19 protein-coding genes and 5 pseudogenes are annotated in these 20,484 nt (G+C 68.9%); 11 read left to right on the top strand and 13 right to left on the bottom strand.

All coding sequences use genetic code 11. The features are described from left to right. Positions 1 to 27 precede the first annotated feature (27 nt). The 4 genes and pseudogenes from ABZZ20_RS34820 to ABZZ20_RS34805 all read left to right on the top strand — a co-directional run bounded on the left by ABZZ20_RS34820 (position 28) and on the right by ABZZ20_RS34805 (position 5,110). On the top strand, positions 28 to 330 hold the full coding sequence (locus ABZZ20_RS34820; RefSeq protein WP_356876673.1) for a hypothetical protein: 303 nt from the start codon (positions 28 to 30) through the stop codon (positions 328 to 330). Continuing rightward, positions 258 to 569 (top strand): annotated as a pseudogene (locus tag ABZZ20_RS34815) (amino acid permease); the annotation flags it as partial. The gene ABZZ20_RS34820 and the pseudogene ABZZ20_RS34815, both read left to right, overlap by 73 nt. A 262-nt stretch (positions 570 to 831) precedes the next feature. Continuing rightward, positions 832 to 2,982 (top strand): potassium-transporting ATPase subunit KdpB, encoded by a 2,151-nt coding sequence (kdpB, locus tag ABZZ20_RS34810; RefSeq protein WP_356876671.1) that lies wholly within the window; start codon positions 832 to 834, stop codon positions 2,980 to 2,982. 190 nt (positions 2,983 to 3,172) lie between these two features. Then, on the top strand, positions 3,173 to 5,110 hold the full coding sequence (locus ABZZ20_RS34805) for an amino acid transporter (protein ID WP_356876669.1): 1,938 nt from the start codon (positions 3,173 to 3,175) through the stop codon (positions 5,108 to 5,110). 155 nt (positions 5,111 to 5,265) lie between these two features. Here the strand turns inward: ABZZ20_RS34805 and lysA are convergent, their stop codons facing one another. Both lysA and ABZZ20_RS34795 read right to left on the bottom strand, forming a co-directional pair. Further along, the gene (gene lysA / locus ABZZ20_RS34800; RefSeq protein ID WP_356876667.1) at positions 5,266 to 6,600 is read right to left on the bottom strand and encodes a diaminopimelate decarboxylase; all 1,335 of its coding nucleotides are present in this window, start codon (positions 6,598 to 6,600) and stop codon (positions 5,266 to 5,268) included. A gap of 18 nt (positions 6,601 to 6,618) precedes the next feature. Beyond that, positions 6,619 to 6,993 carry an SAV_915 family protein gene (locus ABZZ20_RS34795; protein ID WP_356876665.1) on the bottom strand — a complete coding sequence of 125 codons (375 nt, stop codon included), beginning with the start codon at positions 6,991 to 6,993 and terminating at the stop codon, positions 6,619 to 6,621. A gap of 287 nt (positions 6,994 to 7,280) precedes the next feature. On the opposite strand from ABZZ20_RS34795, the gene ABZZ20_RS34790 reads away from it, so the two are divergent. Next, entirely contained in the window at positions 7,281 to 7,790 is a 510-nt protein-coding gene (locus tag ABZZ20_RS34790) for a universal stress protein (RefSeq protein ID WP_356876663.1), read from the top strand. Between the two features lie 195 nt (positions 7,791 to 7,985). Here the strand turns inward: ABZZ20_RS34790 and ABZZ20_RS34785 are convergent, their stop codons facing one another. Next, positions 7,986 to 8,369 (bottom strand): DUF488 family protein, encoded by a 384-nt coding sequence (locus tag ABZZ20_RS34785; RefSeq protein ID WP_356876661.1) that lies wholly within the window; start codon positions 8,367 to 8,369, stop codon positions 7,986 to 7,988. A gap of 249 nt (positions 8,370 to 8,618) precedes the next feature. Between ABZZ20_RS34785 and ABZZ20_RS34780 the strand changes: the two genes are divergently transcribed. Beyond that, positions 8,619 to 9,359, top strand: a complete 741-nt coding sequence (locus ABZZ20_RS34780) for a uracil-DNA glycosylase (RefSeq protein ID WP_356876688.1) — start codon at positions 8,619 to 8,621, stop codon at positions 9,357 to 9,359. Here the strand turns inward: ABZZ20_RS34780 and ABZZ20_RS34775 are convergent. Genes ABZZ20_RS34775 through ABZZ20_RS34765 form a run of 3 tightly spaced genes read right to left on the bottom strand, consistent with a single transcriptional unit; the run spans position 9,249 to position 10,593 of the window. Further along, complete coding sequence (locus ABZZ20_RS34775; protein ID WP_356876659.1) at positions 9,249 to 9,905, bottom strand: hypothetical protein; 657 nt, start codon at positions 9,903 to 9,905, stop codon at positions 9,249 to 9,251. The genes ABZZ20_RS34780 and ABZZ20_RS34775 overlap by 111 nt on opposite strands. Further along, entirely contained in the window at positions 9,902 to 10,321 is a 420-nt protein-coding gene (locus ABZZ20_RS34770; protein ID WP_356876687.1) for a glycoside hydrolase family 15 protein, read from the bottom strand. Before ABZZ20_RS34770 ends, ABZZ20_RS34775 begins: the two co-directional genes overlap by 4 nt. Next, positions 10,318 to 10,593: a glycoside hydrolase family 15 protein gene (locus ABZZ20_RS34765; protein ID WP_356876657.1), complete on the bottom strand. Its 276-nt coding sequence runs from the start codon at positions 10,591 to 10,593 to the stop codon at positions 10,318 to 10,320. The genes ABZZ20_RS34770 and ABZZ20_RS34765 overlap by 4 nt, the downstream gene beginning before the upstream one ends. A 266-nt stretch (positions 10,594 to 10,859) precedes the next feature. Here ABZZ20_RS34765 and ABZZ20_RS34760 point away from each other — a divergent pair, with 266 nt between their 5' ends. Then, positions 10,860 to 11,378, top strand: a complete 519-nt coding sequence (locus ABZZ20_RS34760) for a hypothetical protein (protein WP_356876655.1) — start codon at positions 10,860 to 10,862, stop codon at positions 11,376 to 11,378. A gap of 185 nt (positions 11,379 to 11,563) precedes the next feature. Beyond that, a pseudogene (locus tag ABZZ20_RS34755) lies at positions 11,564 to 12,648 on the top strand (IS1380 family transposase); the annotation flags it as partial. Positions 12,649 to 12,748: 100 nt separating this feature from the next. On the opposite strand, the pseudogene ABZZ20_RS34750 reads toward ABZZ20_RS34755, so the two are convergent. Continuing rightward, positions 12,749 to 13,138: pseudogene (locus ABZZ20_RS34750) on the bottom strand (hypothetical protein); the annotation flags it as partial. Between the two features lie 150 nt (positions 13,139 to 13,288). On the opposite strand from ABZZ20_RS34750, the pseudogene ABZZ20_RS34745 reads away from it, so the two are divergent. Then, positions 13,289 to 14,293: pseudogene (locus ABZZ20_RS34745) on the top strand (IS3 family transposase). Between the two features lie 139 nt (positions 14,294 to 14,432). Here the strand turns inward: ABZZ20_RS34745 and ABZZ20_RS34740 are convergent. The 5 genes and pseudogenes from ABZZ20_RS34740 to ABZZ20_RS34720 all read right to left on the bottom strand — a co-directional run bounded on the left by ABZZ20_RS34740 (position 14,433) and on the right by ABZZ20_RS34720 (position 16,876). Further along, positions 14,433 to 14,810 (bottom strand): hypothetical protein, encoded by a 378-nt coding sequence (locus ABZZ20_RS34740; RefSeq protein WP_356876653.1) that lies wholly within the window; start codon positions 14,808 to 14,810, stop codon positions 14,433 to 14,435. Continuing rightward, the gene (locus tag ABZZ20_RS34735; protein WP_356876651.1) at positions 14,798 to 15,058 is read right to left on the bottom strand and encodes a hypothetical protein; all 261 of its coding nucleotides are present in this window, start codon (positions 15,056 to 15,058) and stop codon (positions 14,798 to 14,800) included. Before ABZZ20_RS34735 ends, ABZZ20_RS34740 begins: the two co-directional genes overlap by 13 nt. 156 nt (positions 15,059 to 15,214) lie before the next feature. Beyond that, positions 15,215 to 15,718: pseudogene (locus ABZZ20_RS34730) on the bottom strand (IS4 family transposase); the annotation flags it as partial. Positions 15,719 to 16,163: 445 nt separating this feature from the next. After that, the gene (locus ABZZ20_RS34725; protein ID WP_356876649.1) at positions 16,164 to 16,385 is read right to left on the bottom strand and encodes a helix-turn-helix transcriptional regulator; all 222 of its coding nucleotides are present in this window, start codon (positions 16,383 to 16,385) and stop codon (positions 16,164 to 16,166) included. After that, on the bottom strand, positions 16,385 to 16,876 hold the full coding sequence (locus tag ABZZ20_RS34720; protein WP_356876647.1) for a DUF2975 domain-containing protein: 492 nt from the start codon (positions 16,874 to 16,876) through the stop codon (positions 16,385 to 16,387). Before ABZZ20_RS34720 ends, ABZZ20_RS34725 begins: the two co-directional genes overlap by 1 nt. 617 nt (positions 16,877 to 17,493) lie before the next feature. Between ABZZ20_RS34720 and ABZZ20_RS34715 the strand changes: the two genes are divergently transcribed. Together ABZZ20_RS34715 and ABZZ20_RS34710 are read left to right on the top strand one after the other, a co-directional pair. Next, on the top strand, positions 17,494 to 18,036 hold the full coding sequence (locus ABZZ20_RS34715; RefSeq protein ID WP_356876645.1) for a hypothetical protein: 543 nt from the start codon (positions 17,494 to 17,496) through the stop codon (positions 18,034 to 18,036). Positions 18,037 to 18,639: 603 nt separating this feature from the next. Next, on the top strand, positions 18,640 to 19,587 hold the full coding sequence (locus tag ABZZ20_RS34710; RefSeq protein WP_356876643.1) for an NmrA/HSCARG family protein: 948 nt from the start codon (positions 18,640 to 18,642) through the stop codon (positions 19,585 to 19,587). A gap of 378 nt (positions 19,588 to 19,965) precedes the next feature. On the opposite strand, the gene ABZZ20_RS34705 is transcribed toward ABZZ20_RS34710, so the two are convergent. Further along, a partial coding sequence (locus tag ABZZ20_RS34705) for an Hsp70 family protein (protein WP_356876641.1) occupies positions 19,966 to 20,484 on the bottom strand: 519 nt, incomplete at its 5' end.

Here is a 20,484-nt window from a genome sequence, read left to right as displayed (position 1 = left end):
ACTTTGCCCAACGGAGGAACAGCGAAGATGTCCACAAGCATGGGAAAGCCGGCAGCCGCGGGACGGGCTCTCGGCACGGAGGAGCCTCCTGATACCGGCGTGGCGACGCCCGTGGCGGTGACCGGGGAGCGGCACAAGCTGACCGCGCTGCAGGCACTCGCCGCGCTGTCACTCGACGCCATGGCGTCCGTGGCGTACGGGCCGGAGTCGATCGTGCTGGTGCTGGCGGCGGCCGGCGCGTACGGGAACAGCACCCCGCTCCCGAGGATCGGCAGGCAGCCGAAGCACTGCGGCGGGACTGGGAGTTGTGGAAGCCCGGCGTGGAGCTGATCGAGCTCTCCTCGCAGACCCGGTCCCTCGGACGTCCGGTGTCAGGCTACGTGCGCGAGCTGACGCGGACCCACCCGGAAACCCAGGTCACCGTGCTCATCCCGGAGACCGAACCGGCCCGCCTGTGGCAGCGGCTGCTCCAGAACCAGCGTGGCTCGGTCGTCGCCCACGCCGTCCGGCGGGACACCGACGCGGTGATCTGCCGACTGCGTTTCCGCGTCACGTCCGAGGCTCGTTGACGCACCCTTGACGGCGGTTTGACGCGACCCGTACGCCGCCGTCAAGACGGTGCCAATTCCCCTGCCGGAAAGGGGATCCCATGACCAACAGGCAGTAATTTCATGCCTGTTGCGCTGCCGGGGGTCTTGAACACTCACATGACGGCCGAGGGGGTCGATGGAGAGGACCTCCGGCGGCGACACCCTTCACCCGGGCACCCGCCTCCCGTCCGCCACCGCCGACGAGGGGGTGCCCCAACCGCACTCACCAGAAGGTCTCTTCATGGCTTCCGCCGCCGCCCAGCACGTTCCCCCGGGTCTCGGGACCCCGCCGCGGACCCCACTCAACCGGCCCTCCCGGAAACGCCCCGGCCGGGTGAACATGCTGGAGCCCGAGCTCCTCGCCACCTCTGCCAGGGAAGCCGTCGCCAAGCTCCACCCGCGTGAGCTGGTCAAGAAGCCGGTGTTGTTCGTCGTCGCCGTCGGCTCCGTACTCACCACCCTCTCCGCCCTCATCCACCCGTCCGTCTTCACCTGGGTGATCAGCGTCTGGCTGTGGCTGACGGTCCTGTTCGCCAATCTGGCCGAGGCGGTCGCCGAGGGCCGGGGCCGCGCCCAGGCCGAATCCCTGCGCAAGGCTCGTACGGACACGGTCGCGCTGCGCCTGGAGCACTGGACATACGGGGCGAACCTGCGGCAGGCGAGAACGGAGGCCGTCACCCCGGCCGAGCTCCAGCCCTTCGACTTCGTCCTCGTGGAAGCCGGCGAACTGGTACCCGCCGACGGCGATGTGGTGGACGGGGCGGCGATGGTGGACGAGTCGGCCGTCACCGGCGAATCGGCGCCGGTGCTGCGGGAATCGGGCGGCGACCGGACCGCGGTCACCGGCGGGACGACCGTCCTGTCCGACTCGATCGTCGTACGCGTCACCTCGCGCCCCGGCAACAGCTTCATCGACCGGATGATCGCCCTGGTGGAAGGCGCGTCGCGGCAGAAGACCCCGAACGAGATCGCGCTGAACATCCTGCTGGCCGCCCTGACCGTCATCTTCATCCTGATCGTGGTCAGCATCCAGCCGATGGCCGCCTACGCGGGCGCCGCCCAGTCGACGACCGTGCTGGTCGCGCTCCTCGTCACCCTCATCCCGACCACGATCGGCGCCCTGCTCTCCGCCATCGGCATCGCCGGCATGGACCGCCTGGTCCAGCGCAACGTCATCGCGATGAGCGGCCGCGCCGTCGAGGCCGCCGGCGACGTGAACACCCTCCTCCTCGACAAGACCGGCACCATCACCCACGGCAACCGCGAGGCCGCTGCCTTCATCCCGCTCCCCGGCGTCGACCACATCAAGCTCGCGGACGCCGCCCAGCTGTCCTCGCTGGCCGACGAGACACCCGAAGGCCGGTCGGTCGTCGCCCTGGCGCTGCAGCACGGGCTCCGGCCGGCCGCCGCCGAGGATCTCAGCAACCCCCGCTTCACGGAGTTCAGCGCCCGCACCCGGATGAGCGGCGTCAACCTGAGCTGGGACAACGGAGCGGGCTGTGCCATCCGCAAGGGTGCGGTGACGCAGGTGTGCGATTGGGTGGCGGCGCGCGGTGGGACCGTTCCGGCTGAAGCCGTCACCTGGTCGGCGTCGGTGTCCGAGTCCGGGGGCACCCCGCTGCTGGTGGCCGTGCACGACTGGGACGGACCGCGGGTCCTGGGCATCATCCACCTCAAGGACGTCGTCAAGGACGGCATCCGGGAGCGGTTCGCGGAGCTGCGCAGCATGGGTATCCGTACGGTCATGGTCACCGGCGACAACGAGCTGACCGCCCGGGCCATCGCCGCGGAGGCGGGCGTGGACGAATACCTCGCCGAGGCCACCCCCGAGGACAAGCTGGCTCTCATCAAGCGGGAGCAGGCGGGCGGCAAGCTCGTCGCCATGACCGGCGACGGGACGAACGACGCCCCGGCACTCGCCCAGGCCGACGTCGGCGTAGCCATGAACACCGGCACCTCGGCCGCCAAGGAAGCCGGGAACATGGTCGACCTGGACTCCAACCCGACCAAACTCATCGAGATCGTCGAGATCGGCAAGCAGCTCCTCATCACCCGGGGCGCGCTGACCACGTTCTCGATCACCAATGACGTCGCGAAGTACTTCGCGATCATTCCGGCGATGTTCGCGTCCGCGTACCCCGGACTCAGTGCCCTCAACATCATGGGGCTGAGCAGCCCGACCTCCGCCATCACCTCGGCGATCATCTTCAACGCCCTCATCATCGTGGCGCTGATCCCGCTCGCCCTGCACGGCGTCCGCTACAAGCCGGCCTCCGCGCACGACCTGCTCCGTCGCAATCTCGGCGTCTACGGCCTCGGCGGCCTGATCCTGCCCTTCGTCGGCATCAAGCTCATCGACCTCCTGGTCTCCACCATCCCCGGCCTCGGATGAGAGCTCCTGCCGGGCCGGAGTCGGCGCCGACCCCACCGCAGCCGTGTCTCCTACGCTATAGGAGGCTTCCTCCGCGTTAAGGAAGCGTCAGGATCGACCCACGCGCGTGCATGAATGATCCTGCTGCGTACGCTGGCTCAGCCGTCACGTCGACGGCTGATTCTTTGCCGTACGACAGGAGCACCCCACGATGGCCACCCCTGCCCGCTCCTCGCGCCTGCGCGCGTGGATGCTGGAAGGCTTGACCGCCCAGATCAGTTCGCCCGCCGCCAAGGAAGCAGCAGCCCAGCCGCACGGTCGGCCGTGGTGGCGAGTCATGTGCCTGACGGGCCTCGACTACTTCTCCACCCTCGGCTACCAGCCAGGCATCGCCGCTCTGGCCGCCGGGCTGCTGTCGCCCCTGGCGACGATCGTGCTGGTCCTGCTCACCCTCTTCGGCGCACTGCCCGTCTACCGGCGGGTGGCCGAGGAGAGCCCGCACGGCGAGGGATCCATCGCCATGCTGGAGAAGCTGCTGTCGTTCTGGAAGGGCAAGCTGTTCGTGCTGACCCTGCTGGGCTTCGCGGCGACCGACTTCCTCATCACCATCACCCTGTCGGCGGCCGACGCGACCGCGCACCTGGTGGAGAACCCGCACCTCACCAGCACCCTGGACGGCCATCAGGTGCTGATCACCCTGATCATGATCGCGCTCCTCGGCGCCGTCTTCCTCAAGGGGTTCAGCGAGGCCATTGGCGTCGCCGTGGTGCTGGTGGCCGTGTACCTGGGCCTGAACGTGGTCGTCGTGGCCGTCGGCCTGTGGCAGGTCCTCACCGAGCCGCAGGTCATCACCGACTGGACGGCGGCGCTGACCGCCGAGCACGGCAACCCCTTCATGATGATCGCCATCGCGCTGATCGTGTTTCCGAAGCTCGCCCTCGGCCTCTCCGGCTTCGAAACCGGCGTCGCCGTCATGCCCCACGTCGAGGGCGACCCCGACGACACCGAGGACAAGCCCGTCGGCCGGATCCGAGGGGCGAAGAAGCTGCTGACCACCGCGGCCATCATCATGAGCGTCTTCCTGATCACCTCCAGCTTCATCACCACGCTGCTGATCCCGCCGGCCCAGTTCGAGCCCGGCGGCGAGGCCAACGGACGCGCCCTGGCCTACCTGGCGCACGAGTACATCGGCTCCGCGTTCGGCACCGTCTACGACGTCTCGACCATCCTGATCCTGTGGTTCGCCGGCGCTTCCGCGATGGCGGGCCTGCTGAACCTGATGCCGCGCTACCTGCCCCGTTACGGCATGGCCCCGCAGTGGGCCCGCGCGCTGCGCCCGATGGTCATCGTGTTCACCCTGATCGCGTTCCTGGTGACCTGGATCTTCAACGCCGACGTCGACGCACAGGGCGGCGCCTACGCCACCGGCGTCCTCGTCCTGATCACCTCGGCCGCCGTCGCCGTGACCATCGCCGCCCGTCGGGCCGGCGAGCGCGGCTGGACGATCGGCTTCGGCGTCATCTCGGCCGTCTTCGTCTACACCACGGCCGTCAACGTCGCCGAGCGGCCGGACGGCGTGAAGATCGGTGCCTGCTTCATCGCGGGCATCATGGCCCTGTCCCTCCTCTCCCGCCTCGCCCGCGTTTTCGAGCTGCGCGTCACCCACATGGAATTCGATGACATGGCCCAGCGGTTCATCCGCGACACCGCCAACCGGACGATCCGCTTCATTGCCAACGAGCCGGACAGCCGGGACCTTGACGAGTACCGGCTGAAGAAGCAGCAGATCCGCGCCGACAACGACATCCCGGCCGAGGACGACGTCATGTTCGTCGAGGTCACCGTCCTGGACGCGTCCGAGTTCGAATCCGGCATGCGGGTGCGCGGCGAAGTGCTCCACGACCGCTACCGCGTCCTGACCCTGGAAAGCTCCAGCATCCCCAACGCACTCGCCGCACTCCTCCTGCACGTCCGCGACGAGACGGGGCAGCGGCCGCACATCTACTTCGAGTGGACCGAGGGCAACCCGATGGCCAACTTCTTCCGGTTCTTCCTCTTCGGCCAGGGTGAGGTCGCCCCCGTCACCCGCGAGGTCATCCGCGAAGCCGAACCCGACCGCGACCGTCGGCCGCACGTCCACGCCGGCTGACCACTTCCGGATGGGAAGCGCAAGGTATCCCGCCGGTCCCCCGCAACAGCGGGGGACCGGCGGGATACGTCTGCTGTGACTGCTGTCTGGGGCGCCGGCCGTCCCGTCCGCCGGACCGTGTCGGCCCTCGGCGCTACCGGCCGTGGACACGGTCGCTACGGGCCGATGTCGCGTCGGCGCATGTCTTCCAGGGTTTCTCGGCGGACGAGGAGCCGTACAGTGCCTTCGTGGACCGCGGCCACCGGGGGTCGGCCCACCATGTTGTAGCCGGAGGCCATGGACAGCTGGTACGCCCCTGCCACCGGTACGGCGATCAGGTCGCCGGGCCGGACGTCCCCGGGCAGTTCCACCCCGGCGGCGAGCACGTCCCCTGCCTCGCAGTGCCGCCCGACAACCGTGGCCGTACGGGAGCCGGCCGCAGAAGTCCGGCCGATCAGTCGGGGAGCGTAGCGGACCCCGTACAAGGCGGGCCGCGGATTGTCGCTCATGCCGCCGTCGACGGCGACGAACACCGTGTCCCCGGTGTGCTTCACGGCCAGGACCCGGTACAGGGCGACCCCTGCCGGCCCGACGACGCCACGGCCAGGCTCGATGAGCAGGCGAGGGACGGGCATTCCGGCGGCGGCGCAGCTTTCGACCAGTTCGCCCCGCAGCCTGTGGGCGAGGGCGGTGACGTCGAGGGCGGGTTCGCCGGGCCGGTAGGCGATGCCGTGGCCACCACCCATGTCCAGCTCGGGCAGGACGACCCCGCTGGTGTCGCGGATGCGGGCCATCAGCCCCACCATGCGGCGCAGTGCAGTGAGGTACGGCTTCACGGTGGTGATCTGGGAGCCGATGTGGCAGTGCAGCCCCATCAGCTCCAGCTGCGGCTGGGAGAGGACACGGGCGATGGCGTGCTGCGCCGAACCGTCGGCCACGGAAAGGCCGAACTTCTGGCCCTCGGTACCGGTACGGATCTTGTCGTGGCCACCGGCGGAGACGCCCGGTACGACCCGCACCATCACCTTCTGGCGTCCTCCCGGTCCCACGGCGGCGGCGATCCGGGCTATCTCCGACGGGCTGTCGATGACGATCCGCCCCACTCCGAGCCGCAGCGCGCTGTCGAGGTCGCGGGGTGACTTGGCGTTGCCGTGCAGCACGATCCGCTCGGGCGGGAACCCAGCCGTGACGGCCAGCTCCAACTCCCCGGCCGAGCAGACGTCCAGGCCCATTCCCTCCTCCTGCACCCAGCGCACCATCGCGCGGGAGAGGAACGCCTTCGCCGCGTAGAGGACCTCGGCCTCGGGGAACGCGTTCCGGTAGGCCCGGCAGCGTTCGCGCACCTCGCCCTCGTCCAGGACGTAGACCGGAGTACCGAACCGGGCCGCCACGTCCGCGAGGTCCACTCCGCCGACAGCGAGGCCGCCGTGCGCGAGCCGGGTCGTGGACGCCGGCCAGACAGAGAAGTCGTCCGTTCCGGATTGCGGCCTGGGTATGACTGCAGTGGTCATCGTGCGATCACCCCTTTGTCAGGCAGCCGAGGCCGGAGAGACACGCTGTGCCGCCGGTGTCGGAGCGGGACCGGTCGTGGGGGAGCCGGTGGCGACGGACCCGGTGACCGCGGGAGCGGTGAACGTCGGGTCGACGGTCAGCAGCACCACCCCGAGCGGCTGGGCCATGGCTCGGAGCGCCGGCTCGGAGAGCCGGATCCACGGCTGCTCCGCGCCGAACGTGGCGGCCAGCCGACCGGGGTCGGTGAAGCCGACCGCCGTACGTGCGCCCAGCGGGGTGCGGAACATGCGCACCACCACCTGCGTGATTCCCGGCCGGACGGGGACGTAGAGCAGTCCGGCCGGGACGCGTTCTTCCGGCTCGGGGTCGTCGTCGTACTGGAACAAGCACATGGGCCCTCCTTGAGGAACCGTGTTGGAAGATGGCGCCCCGGTGCGGGGAGGCAGTCCGGGGCGGCACTCGAAAGCTATCCCCGCACGAGCGCCCATGTGGCCTGCCCCTGATGGAATCTTGACGACGACCGGCATAGTTCATACGGATCGCTGACGGCCGGAGGGGGAGGCGTCAGCAACGCGTAAGAATCGCGGCCGACCGCGTCAGAAGACCGTCAGAGAACGGGCCCCGTAGTTCGTCTCTGCCATTGGATGAATCACCTGAACGGCGTAGTGAGGGAGGGTCCGTGCCGAGGGTAGTGGTCGGTGTCAGCGAAAGCCTGGGCAGCCTGTCGGCACTGCAACGTGCCGCCGCTGAGGCCCGGCTGCGGCGGCTGGAACTGTGCGCCGTACTGGCGTGGCAGGCTCCGGGCGGTGAACGGGGAAGCCGCGGTTCCTGCGGAGTCTCGGCCCTGGCCCTGTGCCGGTCGGCTGCCAAGGAGCGGCTGCGCGAGGTCCTCGACACCGCGTTCGACGCGAAGAACCTGGGCGTCACCCTCTCGGGCTATACGGTGCGGGGCACGGCGGGGGCGGCGCTCGTCGACGCCGCCCCCGACCCGGACGACCTGCTCGTGGTGGGCGCGGGCACTCGGGGACCGGTACGCCGCCTGCTCCGCCCCTCGGTCGCCCGCTACGTCCTCGCGCACGCGGCCTGCCCCGTCCTGACCGTGCCCCCGTCCCCGCTCCAGGCCGCATACGAGGCTGCCCATCGCCGCAACTCCTGGCACCTGCCGCTCGACCTGAGCGAACTCGCCTGACGTGGCGACCTGGAGCCGCTGAAGGGGCCATCGGGCGAGGGACCAGGGCAACGTGAGGTGAAGGGCTACGACGGCCCTCCGCTTCCTGCCCCGGAACTACCTCCGACCCACCTGAAGCCCAGGGGAAGGGTGCGTTGACCTGCTATTTGTGCTGCACCGTATCCCTCGTCGACGATCGGAGTCCGCCGCTCGCCGTCATTGTGGCCCTCGTGTGTTCGACACCGTTTCGGTCAGCCACTCCGCCAGGACAGCGGCTTGGCTGTGGTCCACGTCCTTGGTGGCGGTCAACAGCATGAGCTTGTCGTGCTCTGCCAGGTCCCGCAGATGCTCCGCGGCGTCGCGGTGTCCGGCATCGCGCAGTTCGGCCAGGTAGCGGCGACGGAACTCCCGGAAGCGGCTGGGCTCGTGGCTGTACCACTTGCGCAGCTCGCTCGTCGGGGCGACATCCCGCAGCCACTCGTCCAGGTGCGCGTCCTCCTTGCGCATGCCCCGCGGCCAGACTCGGTCGACGAGCACCCGCTTGCCGTCCTTGGGTGAGCTCTCCTCGTAGACTCGTCGATAGGTGATCTGTTTGGCCATGACGGCACCCTTAAGATCGATCGGCCGCTCCCCGCCCGGGGCCGGTGGACAGCGGTGACCTCCCAGGTGGGAGCGGATGCGTTCGTCTCACCCAATTTTAGTCGCCGAGTGGGTGGGCCGAGGTGGGCCGGCCAGAGACACCGCGACAGACGCCCGCGCCCTCAGCCCGCAGGAGAGGAGTACGGCGTGCCCGATTCCGGCCCTGCCACTCCACAGGCACAACGCTTCCCGTCCGCGACCGCACCACGGATGCGTGACGTGAGCAGGCTGGACGCCGCCGTGAGCACCTGCCGGGCCTGCCCGCGCCTGGTGGCCTGGCGGGAAGAGGTCGCCCTGGTCAAGCGCCGGGCATACAGGGAGTGGGAGTACTGGGCGAGGCCGGTGCCCGGGTTCGGCCCGCCGGACGCGGCGCTGGCGATCGTCGGTCTGGCACCGGCCGCGCACGGCGGCAACCGCACCGGGCGGATCTTCACCGGCGACCCGTCCGGCGACGTGCTGTACGCCGCCCTGTACGACCTCGGCCTGGCCTCCCAGCCGACCGCCACACACCGCGGTGACGGCCTGGAACTGTACGGGGTGCGGATCACGGTGCCGGTGCACTGCGCGCCGCCCGGCAACCGGCCCACCACCACCGAGCGCGACACCTGTCGTCCGTGGCTCGCCCGCGAAGTGGAACTCTTGCGACCGACACTGCGGGCCATCGTGGTGCTCGGCGGCTTCGCCTGGCAGGCACTGCTGCCCGTACTCACCAGCGGAGGCTGGGAGCTGCCCCGCCCCCGGCCGGCCTTTGGCCACGGCGCCGAAGCCCTCCTCACCGACGCAGACGGTGAACGGCGGATGCACCTGATCGGCGGGTATCACCCCAGCCAGCGCAACATGTCAACCCGGACCCTGACCCCCGCCATGCTCCGCGACGTGCTGCGCAAGGGCGCCGTGATCGCTGGGCTGCCACGGGAGCCGCAGCACCCGCAGGCCCCCTTTCCTCCCTGAGGCGCCGTGGTAGGGGCCGCATGCCCCTGGCGCGGTGACGGGGACCAACAGGCCAGGTTCACCGTGCGGCCCGTCAGGAATCCTTGAGGCGCGACTCAGCTCGGCGATGTAGTGGTCACCGTAGGCGGCCGCGACATCATCGAGGTCGACCAGCGGAGGTAGGTCCATGACCGGCTGCCGTTCAGCGAGGTAGAGGGCGGTTTCCTCGATGACCCGCTGCTCGTCGGCCTCTGCAGCGCCGACCTGCGCGACGACGTCCGGACTCGCCTGAAGGCCGTGCACGAGGCCGAAGATCGTACCGAGCCACCAGCTGCTGTAGTCGATGCCGGCGAAGACCGCGTAGTAGATCAGGGCGAAGATCAGGCCGTTGACGAAGTGTGCCCCGTAGCCGAGGGCCTTGGCACGGGTCCGGTCGCTGGTGAAAGCGGTACCGAGCAGGAACGGCAGCTCGATGCGGGTGAGGTGGAAGGTGTTGGCCGCGCGCAGGCTCGTGGTGAGGACCAGGGTGCCGACGAATCCGCCCGGCAGCGCGGCCCAGATGCTCATCGTGTGGCCTCCCCGATCGCGCATGCGGCGCTGATCAGAGCCAGGTGGGACAGGCCCTGGGGCATGTTTCCGAGGAAGGCGCCCGTGGCGGGGTCGAATTCTTCGCTGTAGAGGCCGACGTCGTTACCGAAAGGCACGAGCTGGTCCATCAGTGATACGGCTTCCTCGATGCGGCCGCATCGGGCGAAGGCCTCGGAGAGCCAGAACGAGCACGCCAGGAAGGCGCCCTCACGGCCGGGGACACCGTCGGAGCCAAGGTAGCGGCTGACGTAGGGGCCCTCTCGGAGGGTCTCCTGGACGGCGGAGACGGTGCCGCGCACGCGTGGGTCGTCGGACGGGCGGTAGCCGTCCAGCAGGCCGAGCAGGAGGCTTGCGTCCAGGTCGTCGCCGTTGGCGGAGCGTACGTAGCTGTTCAGTCGCTCGCTGAAGCAGCAGGTCTCGACGAAGTCTGCGGTAGCCCGTCGTTCGCGCTGCCATTGGCCGTGTGCCGGTCTGGGTCCAGCTGTCGCCTCGCGAGGTCCAGGGCACGGTCGAGGGCGACCCAGCACATCGTCTCGGACTGGGTGAAGTGCTCCGGGACGCTGCGGACCTCCCAGATGGCCGCGTCGGGCCGTTGCCAGACGGTGCAGATGAAGTCGGCGGTCTCAGCCTCCGCTCCGGGGCGGGCCCCTCGCCCAGCGCTATGCACTCACCTCGGTGGGGTCCGGCGACCACACACCGCCGAATGGTGAGCCGGTGTCAGATGGTTCAACCTAAAGGGCTAAGCGTCCTCAACTCCTAATGAATTGTGGTTACTTGACGCCTCATTTGGCGACGGGAGAGCGCTCGAAGTACCCCATTCGGCCCTTTGTGCCAGATTTCCGGCATGTCGCGATACGAAAGTCGTATCAGCTGTTAGTACTTTTACTCCCGTGCCGGCCGCAGAGCCGGTTCCTCTGAGACAGGAGTAGTCGCATGAAGATCACCCGCTCTACCGCTGTCACCGCGAGCATCGCGGCCGCCGCAGCCCTGGCTGCGACGGGCATCACCTACGCCTCGGCCGCCTCCTACCCGGAGCAGCCGGCCCGGGTTGTCCAGCAGGCTGCTGTGGCTCAGGCGCCCTTCGGCGGCGACTCGGGCAAGGGCAACGCGAGCAAGGGCGACGACGGCTGGGACCGCTATGATGGCCGGGACCGCCACGAGGGCCGGATCCAGATCAACGAGCGGTCGTTCTCGGCCCACCCGGGCGACTGCATCACCGTCATCAGCGGCCTGGGCGCCAAGAGCCTGAACGTCCGCAACGACACCCGCAACACTGTCGAGGTCTTCTCCGGCGCGGTCTGTGACAACGGCTCGCCCATCGCCACGGTCGGCCCCCACAGCCAGAGCGACGGCGTGCACCCGCGCCACCACGTGAAGGACGGCATCGACGTCGAAAAGGGCGTCCTGGGCAGCTTCCGGGTAATCAAGCACCACCACGAGGGCAAGGACTAATCCTGACCTCGACGGCATAGCAGGGAGTCCCGGCCCGCCGGAATTGGGCCGGGCTCCCAGTCCGTGTACCGGCCCGGAGCGTCCGCCGGGCTGGCGCCCGGACTGCAACCATTGTCCGACAGCCCCCGCCCCCGCGCACGCCCCGCCGAAGCCGAAAAGCAGGTACGGCAAGCTGCACTCCTCAGGTGAAGAAGAGCATCGGGTCGTGTCCGCGTGTCCGTGTCGAGGGTGGTGGCCGCGGAGTGGTCTCGCAGGCCGGGTCGGTGCTGCTGGTGGAGACGGTCCGCAAGACCGGGCTGGATCATGCGATATGGGCGGCCCTGGCGCCGTGGCGGAAGCCGCGGGCGGTGCACGATCCGGGGAGGAACCTGCTGGATGTGGTCCTGGCGGTCGCACTCGGCGGGAACTGCCTGGCCGATGTGGGCACGCTGCGGGCCGAGCCGGCCGTGTTCGGGCCGGTGGCCTCCGACCCGACCGTCTCCCGGTTCATCGACACCCTCACCGGGGCCGGGTCGAAGGCCCTGACCGCAATCCGGGCCGCGCGGGCCGAAGTCCGCGAACACGTCTGGAAGATGGCCGGGGCTGCTGCCCCGGATGCCGACGGGCACGTGATCGTGGACCTGGACGGCGTGCTCGTGCTGGCGCACTCCGAGAAGTAGGACGCCGCCGCGATGTGGAAGAAGTCGTTCGGACACCACCCTTTGATGGGCCTCGTCGACCCGGCAGCGCAGGCGGCGGAGAGCCGGTCGCGGGCCTGCTGCGGCCCGGAACGCGGGTAGCAACACCGCGAGCGATCACATCAACGTCGCGGGGCTGGCGCTGGCCCAGCTGCCGAACGCGATCGGCGTGGACGGCAGACACTGATTCGTACCGATTCCGGCAGCGGGACGCACGAGTTCGTGGCCTGGCTCGCCAAGCGGGGCAGGTGGCTGTCGTACTCGGTCGGGATGACCATCACCGAGCAGATTCACCAGGCCGTCCTGAAGGTCCCCGCCCCGGCCTGGACGGCGGCCGTCGAGCCCGGCGGCGAGATCCGCGACGGGTGCCTGGGTCGCCGAGATCGACGGAGACGTCCCCAAGCGCTGGTCTGCGGGAATGCGACTGATCGTCCGCAAGGAACGTCCGCGCCACCGGCCTGCGCAACCTGCCCCTGCACGACACCGCGCAGAACCAGATCTGGCTGGAGATCACCCAGATCGCCTTCGACCTGCTCGCATGGATGCCCATGCTCGCCCTGACCGGCGAAACCCGCAGGTGGGAGCCCCGACGCCCACCCGACACGACAGCCGAGACATCGGCATGCCCACAGCCCGCCGAACAAACCGAAACGGCCCGCCACTGAACTGGCGGACCGTCACGAAAGATCGAGGCTAATAAGGGCCTGTCTCTGTCGTGAGGGTCGCGCCGTGTGCGGCGGCATGGACGAAAAGTTCTGCCAGGGTATTGAGGTGTGCTGCTCGGGGCCGGGGCGTATGTGCGTGCTGGCCCATCAGTCGCCGGATCTCGCTGATGGTGTGGCGGATGGTGTGGCGGCGGCCCGGGGGCGGAGGCGGTGCTGCACGTCCCGGGCGCACCGACGCCGCCGCCGACGCCGCCGCCGGCTTGTTCCACTTCGATGCGCCCGGCGGCATGTGGCAGACCGTAACGGCCAGATCGGTCCCGGCGGCGAACGCAGCGAACTCGGTCTCGAAAGCCCGGGTGCGGTAGCCGCCGTTGGAGCCGCCGGCATCGGCGGTGATCAGCAGACGTCTGGCCTGCGGTTAGTCGAGGCTGGTGCCCTCGGGTTGGTCTTCGGCCGTGGCAACAGCTTCGGGCGGCCCGTGCGACGTCGGGGAGGCGGGGACCTGTCCCCCGAGTGGTGGACACCTCTGAGCCCGGCCCAGGCAGGGGCCGGGTAGGAGGGATCTCTTATGGTGATGAAGGTCTACTCGCCCGAGTTCAAGGCGGACGCTGTCGCGCTGCACCTGTCGGACCCGAGACACACGTTCGAGGGCATCGGCAAGGGTCTGGGGATCAGCCGGGAGACGCTGCGTAACTGGGTGCGGGCCGAGCGGGCCCGCCATGGCGGGGGCAGCACGACGAGCACGAGCACGGAGAAGAACACGGTGGATTCCCCGCCGATGGCCGAGGAGCTTCAGGCCGAGAACGAGGCCCTGCGCCGGGAGCTGGCGACGGTGCGCAAGGAGATGCAGAAACTGGCCACCGAGCGCGACATCCTGCGTAAGGCGACGAAGTTTTTCGCACAAGAGATGACCTGGTGAACCGCTTCCAGTTCATTGAAGACCACCACCGCGCCTGGGGCGTGAAGCGGCATCGCCGGACTGTGGCTGCGCAGGCGCGTGAGCACCACCGCGCCCGAACCGTCCGCCACACCGGTGCCGGACCTGTTCCGGCGCGACTTCACCGCGAGTGCGCCGAATACCAAGTACGTCGGCGACATCACCTACCTGCCGGTGGGCGACGGCGAGCTCCTGTATCTCGCCACCGTCATCGACTGCTTCTCGCGCCGCCTGGTGGGCTGGTCGATCGCCGACCACATGCGCACCGAGCTGGTCACCGACGCGCTCAGGGCAGCTGCCGCGACCCGCGGCACCCTGGCCGGAGCCGTGTTCCACAGCGATCACGGGGCGCAGTACTCTCGTGAAATCGCTGCTGTCTGTGCCGAGTTGGAGGTGCCGCAGTCCATGGGCGCGGTCGGTACGAGCGCGGACAACGCACTCGCCGAGTCGTTCAACGCGGCCCTCAAACGCGAGACGCTCCTCGGTGCCCGCCGCTACGACGAGGCCCGTGCCTGCCGCCTGGCGGTCTTCCACTGGACCATGCGCTACAACACCCGCCGACGACACTCGGCAAACGGACAGCAGGCAGCGATCGTCTACGAACAGCAGTCAGCTACCCTGACACTCGCCGCATAACGACGCGAACAGGTGTCCACTCCTCAGGGGCAACGCCCGCGGGCCCGTAGGCGTTGCTGCCGGCGTCGGGCCACGTCCGCGGTCTCGCCGCCGATGGGCAGGCTGCGACCGAGCCGGTACGCCTCGTGGTTGTCGTAGATCAGGACGGGGACCCGTCGGGATCCGCTTCCAGGCAGTCCGGCGCAAGGATGTAGATCTGGTCGGGGTGGCGGCCGGTGTCGATGAGGACTTCGGTCGCCATACGGATCTCGGCGTTGCTCATCGCCTCCAGAAGGTCGAGGTTCGCGCAGAGGACACGCATCCCCTCCTCGGGCAGGTCACGGCCGGCCTCGGTGTCCTCCTGCTCGTCGGGCACGTCCTTCGGCCAGAGCGCGAAGTCGACCGGCATGCCTTCCAGCAGGCCGCCCGGCCCGGCCGGGCCCAGGGTGTGAAACCACAGCAGGACCCGGCGGACGAACCGGGTGAACGCCAGACGGCGGGACTCGCTCAGCTTCCCGCTCGCGGTCAGGTGTCCCATGGGTTGGTGAACGCGACGATGTCGCGCCGACCCCACCCGGCCGGGTCTTCCCCACGACCGGGGCGTTGCAGACGCCTGATCTCGGGCAGCATCGCCACCGCGGCCACGACCCCGCGGACGTGGTGGACGGCGTTCTTGTTCCGCCGACGCGGCAGATCGTCGTAGATCCAGACCTTCATCGCCTCCCGTAGCGCCGAGTGCGTGATCGCGGTGAACGGCACCGTGCTCGTGTGCCCTAACACGGCCAAGTCCCACACGTCCTTTGACCCGCTCCGTCTCCGGCGTGGTGTTCAACTGAGCGAGCGCCACTTGCGTGGCACGGATCAACGTGGCCTGCTCACGGCCGAACCCACTGCCTCGGGGCAGCTTGTAGCCCTTCTCGCCCTGGAACCACAACGAGTAGACGTGTAGAGGCCCTGCCCGGTACGGCGGAGGATTCCTTCGCGGACCCGGCGACCCAGTTCCGCGCGTAGTCCTTGGGTGTCGTCCAGTCCGATACCACGGGCGATTTCACATGCGCGCCAGATGCGGCGGGGACCGGTTCGCAGGAGTTGCAGCGTGCGGTAACGGCGTCCCTCGGGGCCGGGGCCGGGCCCGGCGGAAGGCACACGGTGACGCTGGTGCTGGTGATCTTGGAGGTGCCGAGGACTTGCGTCTGGTGGGGCGGTGTGGCGTAGCGGGAGATCGGGCATTTGACGCTGCGCGGGTTGACGCGGGCCCGGCTGGGTGGGCGCAGATCCTGCAGCAGGGCCGGTGTGATGCGTCCCGGTCCGGGTCGGTGCCGGGGAGTGTCTCGACGGCCTCGGTCATGGCTCGGCGCAGTGCCTGGTAGACGGTCAGGTGGGCCCAGAGTTCCTGCTGGATCCCAGTCGGGTCCTGGGATGCAGCACCAGGCAGTGCTGCAGGGTGAAGTTTCCCCGTGGTCTTGGACACGAAGTTCGTCGTTACGCTGCGAGGGCCTGGTCCTGCTGGCAGCGCAGGCGTGTCTCGTGGGGTGTGAGGTAGCCCAGTGGACGTGCTTGCACAGGTGGCGTCTGTTGTTGTAGGTCTCGATGAAGTCGAAGATGCCGGCGGGGGCGGTCGCGCGGTCGGACCAGAAGCGGGTGCCGATCTCCTCTTTGAGCACAGCCCAGAAGCTCTCCGCGGCGGCGTTGCCGAAGCAGCTCCCGGTCCGGCCCATGCTTTGTTTGTGTCCCAACACATCGATTCCGTCGCGCAGTTGAGCAGGTCTCGGCATGTACCCAACGGGGGCGGGAGGGTGCCGCGGGTGATCGGCGATCGATGTCCATGCGGTGCACGTGCCGTGTCACGGGCCGGCGCTGCCGGGCGATTTGACGCCCGTCCTGGGGTGCGTCATCCGCCTGCGGTGTCCTCGGCCTCCCAGCGCAGCAGGTCGCCCGGCTGGCATTCGAGCACCTCGCAGAGCGCGGCGAGCGTCGCGAAGCGTACCGCCTTGGCGCGGCCGTTCTTGAGTACCGCCAGGTTGGCGGGCGTGATCCCTACGCGGTTTGCGAGCTCGCCCACGGACATCTTCCGCCTGGCCAGCATCACGTCGATGTCGACGGCGATCGGCATCAGATCACCTCGTCCAACTCGGCCTGCATCTGGGCGGCTTCGACGTCGCGCGCAACGGCCTGGGCGAGCAGCATACGCAACACGAGCACGAGGAGTGCGACGCCCAGGATGGCCACGCCGATTCCGCCCATGATGACGGTGACGCCGGGATCGTCCCGCTGGCCCGGCGCATTGATGGCCGTGACCGCGAACCACACGAGGGCAGCACCCACGATCGCGCCGATCACGCCGTCCACGTACCGGAAGGCTGCGTGGGAGAACACGGTTCCGCGTCGCACCATCGTCACCAGCCGCCATACACACACCAGGGCGACCTGGACCGACATCAGGCCCAGGATCGTGATCACGCGCAGCGGGGTCAGCGGGAGTGCCCCGTCCTCCGGGTCGCTCCCGCTGACCAACGCCCACACCATCCCTGCCTGTACGAACACGGTGCCGGCGAGCACCACCACGAGCACGGCGCGCAGCGCACCCACTGTCAGCTTTCCCATGCTCCATCCTTCCATCGAGTCACGATGGGAATCTATCGAATTTCGATAGGCGAAGCAATGGTGGGACGGAGGGCGGGCTGCGGTTTCGCACCGTAGCGGTACCGCCGCCGCCTCCTCTTATGGCATGGCGTCCGCGCGAACCGTCTCGATCTTGTTGAAGTCGGCCTCGCTTGAGCGCAAAAAGGGGTGCGGCGTGCGGGTGATTTGTCGAGCGTGGTGAGGGTGGCGCTTTGGGTCATGGACGCCTTTGGTGTATTGGGCATTTGCGCCAGGGCGTATGTCGGTCGCCCAATTCTCCTTCGCTCACGCATGCTTGCGCCGGAAAGGGCCGTGAGACTTCTCGTCTCCTCAGGGCCGCGATCCATCCAGGTCGCCATTTTCCGCCGAATGGTGAGCCGACGTCAGATGGTCAACCTAAAGGGCTAAGCGCTCTTCAACTCCGGCTGAATTGTGGTCACTTGACGCCTCATTTGGCGACGGGAGAGCGCTCGAAGTACCCCATTCGGCCCTTTGTGCCAGATTTCCGGCATGTCGCGATACGAAAGTCGTATCAGCCATTAGTACTTTTACTCCCGTGCCGGCCGCAGAGCCGGTTCCTCTGAGACAGGAGAAGTTGCATGAAGATCACCCGCTCTACCGCTGTCACCGCGAGCATCGCGGCCGCCGCAGCCCTGGCCGCGACAGGCATCACCTACGCCTCGGCCGCCTCCTACCCGGAGCAGCCGGCCCGGGTTGTCCAGCAGGCTGCTGTGGCTCAGGCGCCCTTCGGCGGCGACTCGGGCAAGGGCAATGCGAGCAAGGGCGACGAGGGCCGGGATCGCTATGAGGGCCGGGACCGCTATGAGGACCGGGACCGCCACGAGGGCCGGATCCAGATCAACGAGCGGTCGTTCTCGGGCCACCCGGGCGACTGCATCACCGTCATCAGCGGCCTGGGCGCCAAGACCCTGAACGTCCGCAACGACACCCGCAACACTGTCGAGGTCTTCGCCGGCGCGGTCTGTGACAACGGCTCGCCCATCGCCACGGTCGGCCCCCACAGCCAGAGCGACGGCGTGAACCCGGGCCACCACGAGAAGGACGGCATCAAGGTCGAAAACGGCGTCGTGGGCAGCTTCCGGGTAATCAAGCACCACCACGAGGGCAAGGACTGGTCCTGACCTCGACGGCATAGCAGGGAGCCCGGCCCGCCGGAATCGGGCCGGGCTCCCAGTCCGGGTACCGGCCCGGAGCGTCCGCCGGGCCGACGCCCGGACTGCAACCATTGTCCGACAGCCCCCGCCCCCGCGCACGCCCCGCCGAAGCCGAAAAGCAGGTACGGCAACCACACCCCAACAACCACCCTCCCCCCACACCAACCGACCCGCCAGGTGAATCCCACCAAAAAAACCTCGCGTTGACGCCCACCAAGAACAACAACCACCAGCCTCCCTTCCCGGCGTCCGGGCACACCCGACCGGGTGACAAAGACGCGAGCCGCACCCCGCCCACCACCGCTGACCTCGCGCAGGTCGAGGCCGTTAAGGCTCCGCCGGAGCGGCGCACCTACCCGGGCCGTTCCGCTCCGGCACTCCGATCCGCTTTCGGGTGACCCCCGCGGCGTGCCTCGTACCGGAGTGTTCCGGACCCCGGAGGCATCGGGGACCTATCGGAGCGGGCGGCCCTGGGTGTCTCGGCGTGTACGGCGCGGCCGGGGGTGTGGCCGCCGTAGGTTCCTGCTACCAGGTTCCTATGGGCAGCTGCGGCAGGGAGAGGTGCTGGCGATGGACAACAGACGGATCATCACCGTGTTCGGGGCGACGGGGCAGCAGGGCGGGGCGGTGGCGAGGGCGGCGCTGCAGGACAAGGACAGCGGCTTCGGGGTGCGGGCCGTGACCCGCAGGCCGGATTCGGACCGGGCGAGGGAGCTGGAGAGCCTCGGCGCCGAGGTGGTCAGGGCCGACATGGATGACGAGGCCAGCCTGGCACCGGCGCTGGAAGGTGCCTACGGCGCCTTCCTGGTCACCAACTTCTGGGAAGACATGTCCGCGGCCCACGAAAAGACGCAGGCGCTTGCACTGGCCGGGGCAGCCGGGCACGCCGGGGTGCAGCACGCGATCTGGTCCACGCTAGAGGACACGCGCGAGTGCATTCCGCTCGACGACGACCGGATGCCCACCTTGCAGGGCTCCTACAAGGTGCCGCACTTCGACGCCAAGGCGGAGGCCGACCACTTCTTCACCGACGCCGGTATTCCCATCACGTTCCTGAGGACCACGTTCTACTGGGAAAACCTGCAGACCATGTTCGCCCCGCAGCGCGGCGAGGACGGAACCTACGAACTCGTCTACCCCATGGGCGACAGGAAGCTCTCCGGCATCGCCGTCGACGACATCGGCAAGGCCGCACTGGCCATCTTCAAAGGTGGCACCGACTTCATCGGCGCCACCGTCAGCATCGCCGGCGAGCACCTGACGGTCGCCGAGATGGCCACCGCCATGACCGACACACTGGGTGAACCGGTGCGATACCGGCCCCTGACACCGGACGCCTTCCGCGCGCTCGGATTCCCCGGCGCCGACGAGGCCGGCAACATGTTCCAGTACTACGCCGACTGCGAGCATGCCTTCACCACCGCCCGCGACCTCGACGCCGTCCGTGCCCTCCACCCCGGCCTGCAGGACTTCCGAACCTGGCTGCGCGCACACCGCGACCAGTTCCACCTGTCCTGACCAGCACGCTGCGCGGACCGTACGCGTACGGGAATCCGTACCGGACGGCCGGCGGACTGCCGCTCTTCCCTGGCGTTCTCGGCACTGGTCGTGATCAGCCGGGTCCGCCCGGTCCGGACAACACCTCCTGCGCCCGGCCCAGGTCACGGTGAGCGAACCACCCGGCAGGTCGGCTGGTCGATTTCGCCGGACCGCTGGTAGGAGACCGGGCAGGGGCGGCGCCGGGGGTTCCCTGTGGGCCCGATCGGGTCTCCGTGTGCTCGGGAACGCCGCTGTCGGCTGCCCTGAGCTGGAGGGCTACGGGGCCGATGCGTCGTTCGTCCCTGATCACGATGGGGGGTGGCTGCTTCCGCGGTCCGTGGGAAGACTTCGGTGAGCTCATCGGGCTTCTCCCCTCGGGCTCTCGTCGTCGACGATCTCCGCGTCGACGACTTCTTCGTCCGTGCTGGACGACCCTGCGTCGGGCTCCGGCCCGCCACCGCCCGCGGCAGCCCCTCGTGTGTCGTAGAGGGCGGTACCGACCTTCTGCGCGACGGTGCCGGCGCGCTCCGTCGCCGTGCGGATGGCCGCCGTGTCCTGGCCCTTGAGCTTCTCCTTCAGCTCGGCAATCGCGGTCTCGGTCTCGGTCTTGAGGTCGGCCGAGATCTTGGGCTCGTTGTCGCGCAGCAGCTTCTCGGTCTGGTAGACGAGCTGTTCGGCGCTGTTGCGGGTCTCGGCGTCTTCCTTGCGGCGGCGGTCCTCTTTGGCGTGCTGCTCGGCCTCGCGGATCATGCGGTCGATGTCCTGGCGGGGCAGGGAGGAGCCGCCGGTGACGGTCATCTTCTGCTCCTTGCCCGTGCCGAGGTCCTTGGCCGTGACGTGCATGATGCCGTTCGCGTCGATGTCGAAGGAGACCTC

Source organism: Streptomyces sp. NPDC006430 (assembly GCF_040612395.1).
Lineage (GTDB): Bacteria > Actinomycetota > Actinomycetes > Streptomycetales > Streptomycetaceae > Streptomyces.
Note: the sequence above shows the minus strand (reverse complement) of the source record. Positions and strands in the feature narration are given on the sequence as shown.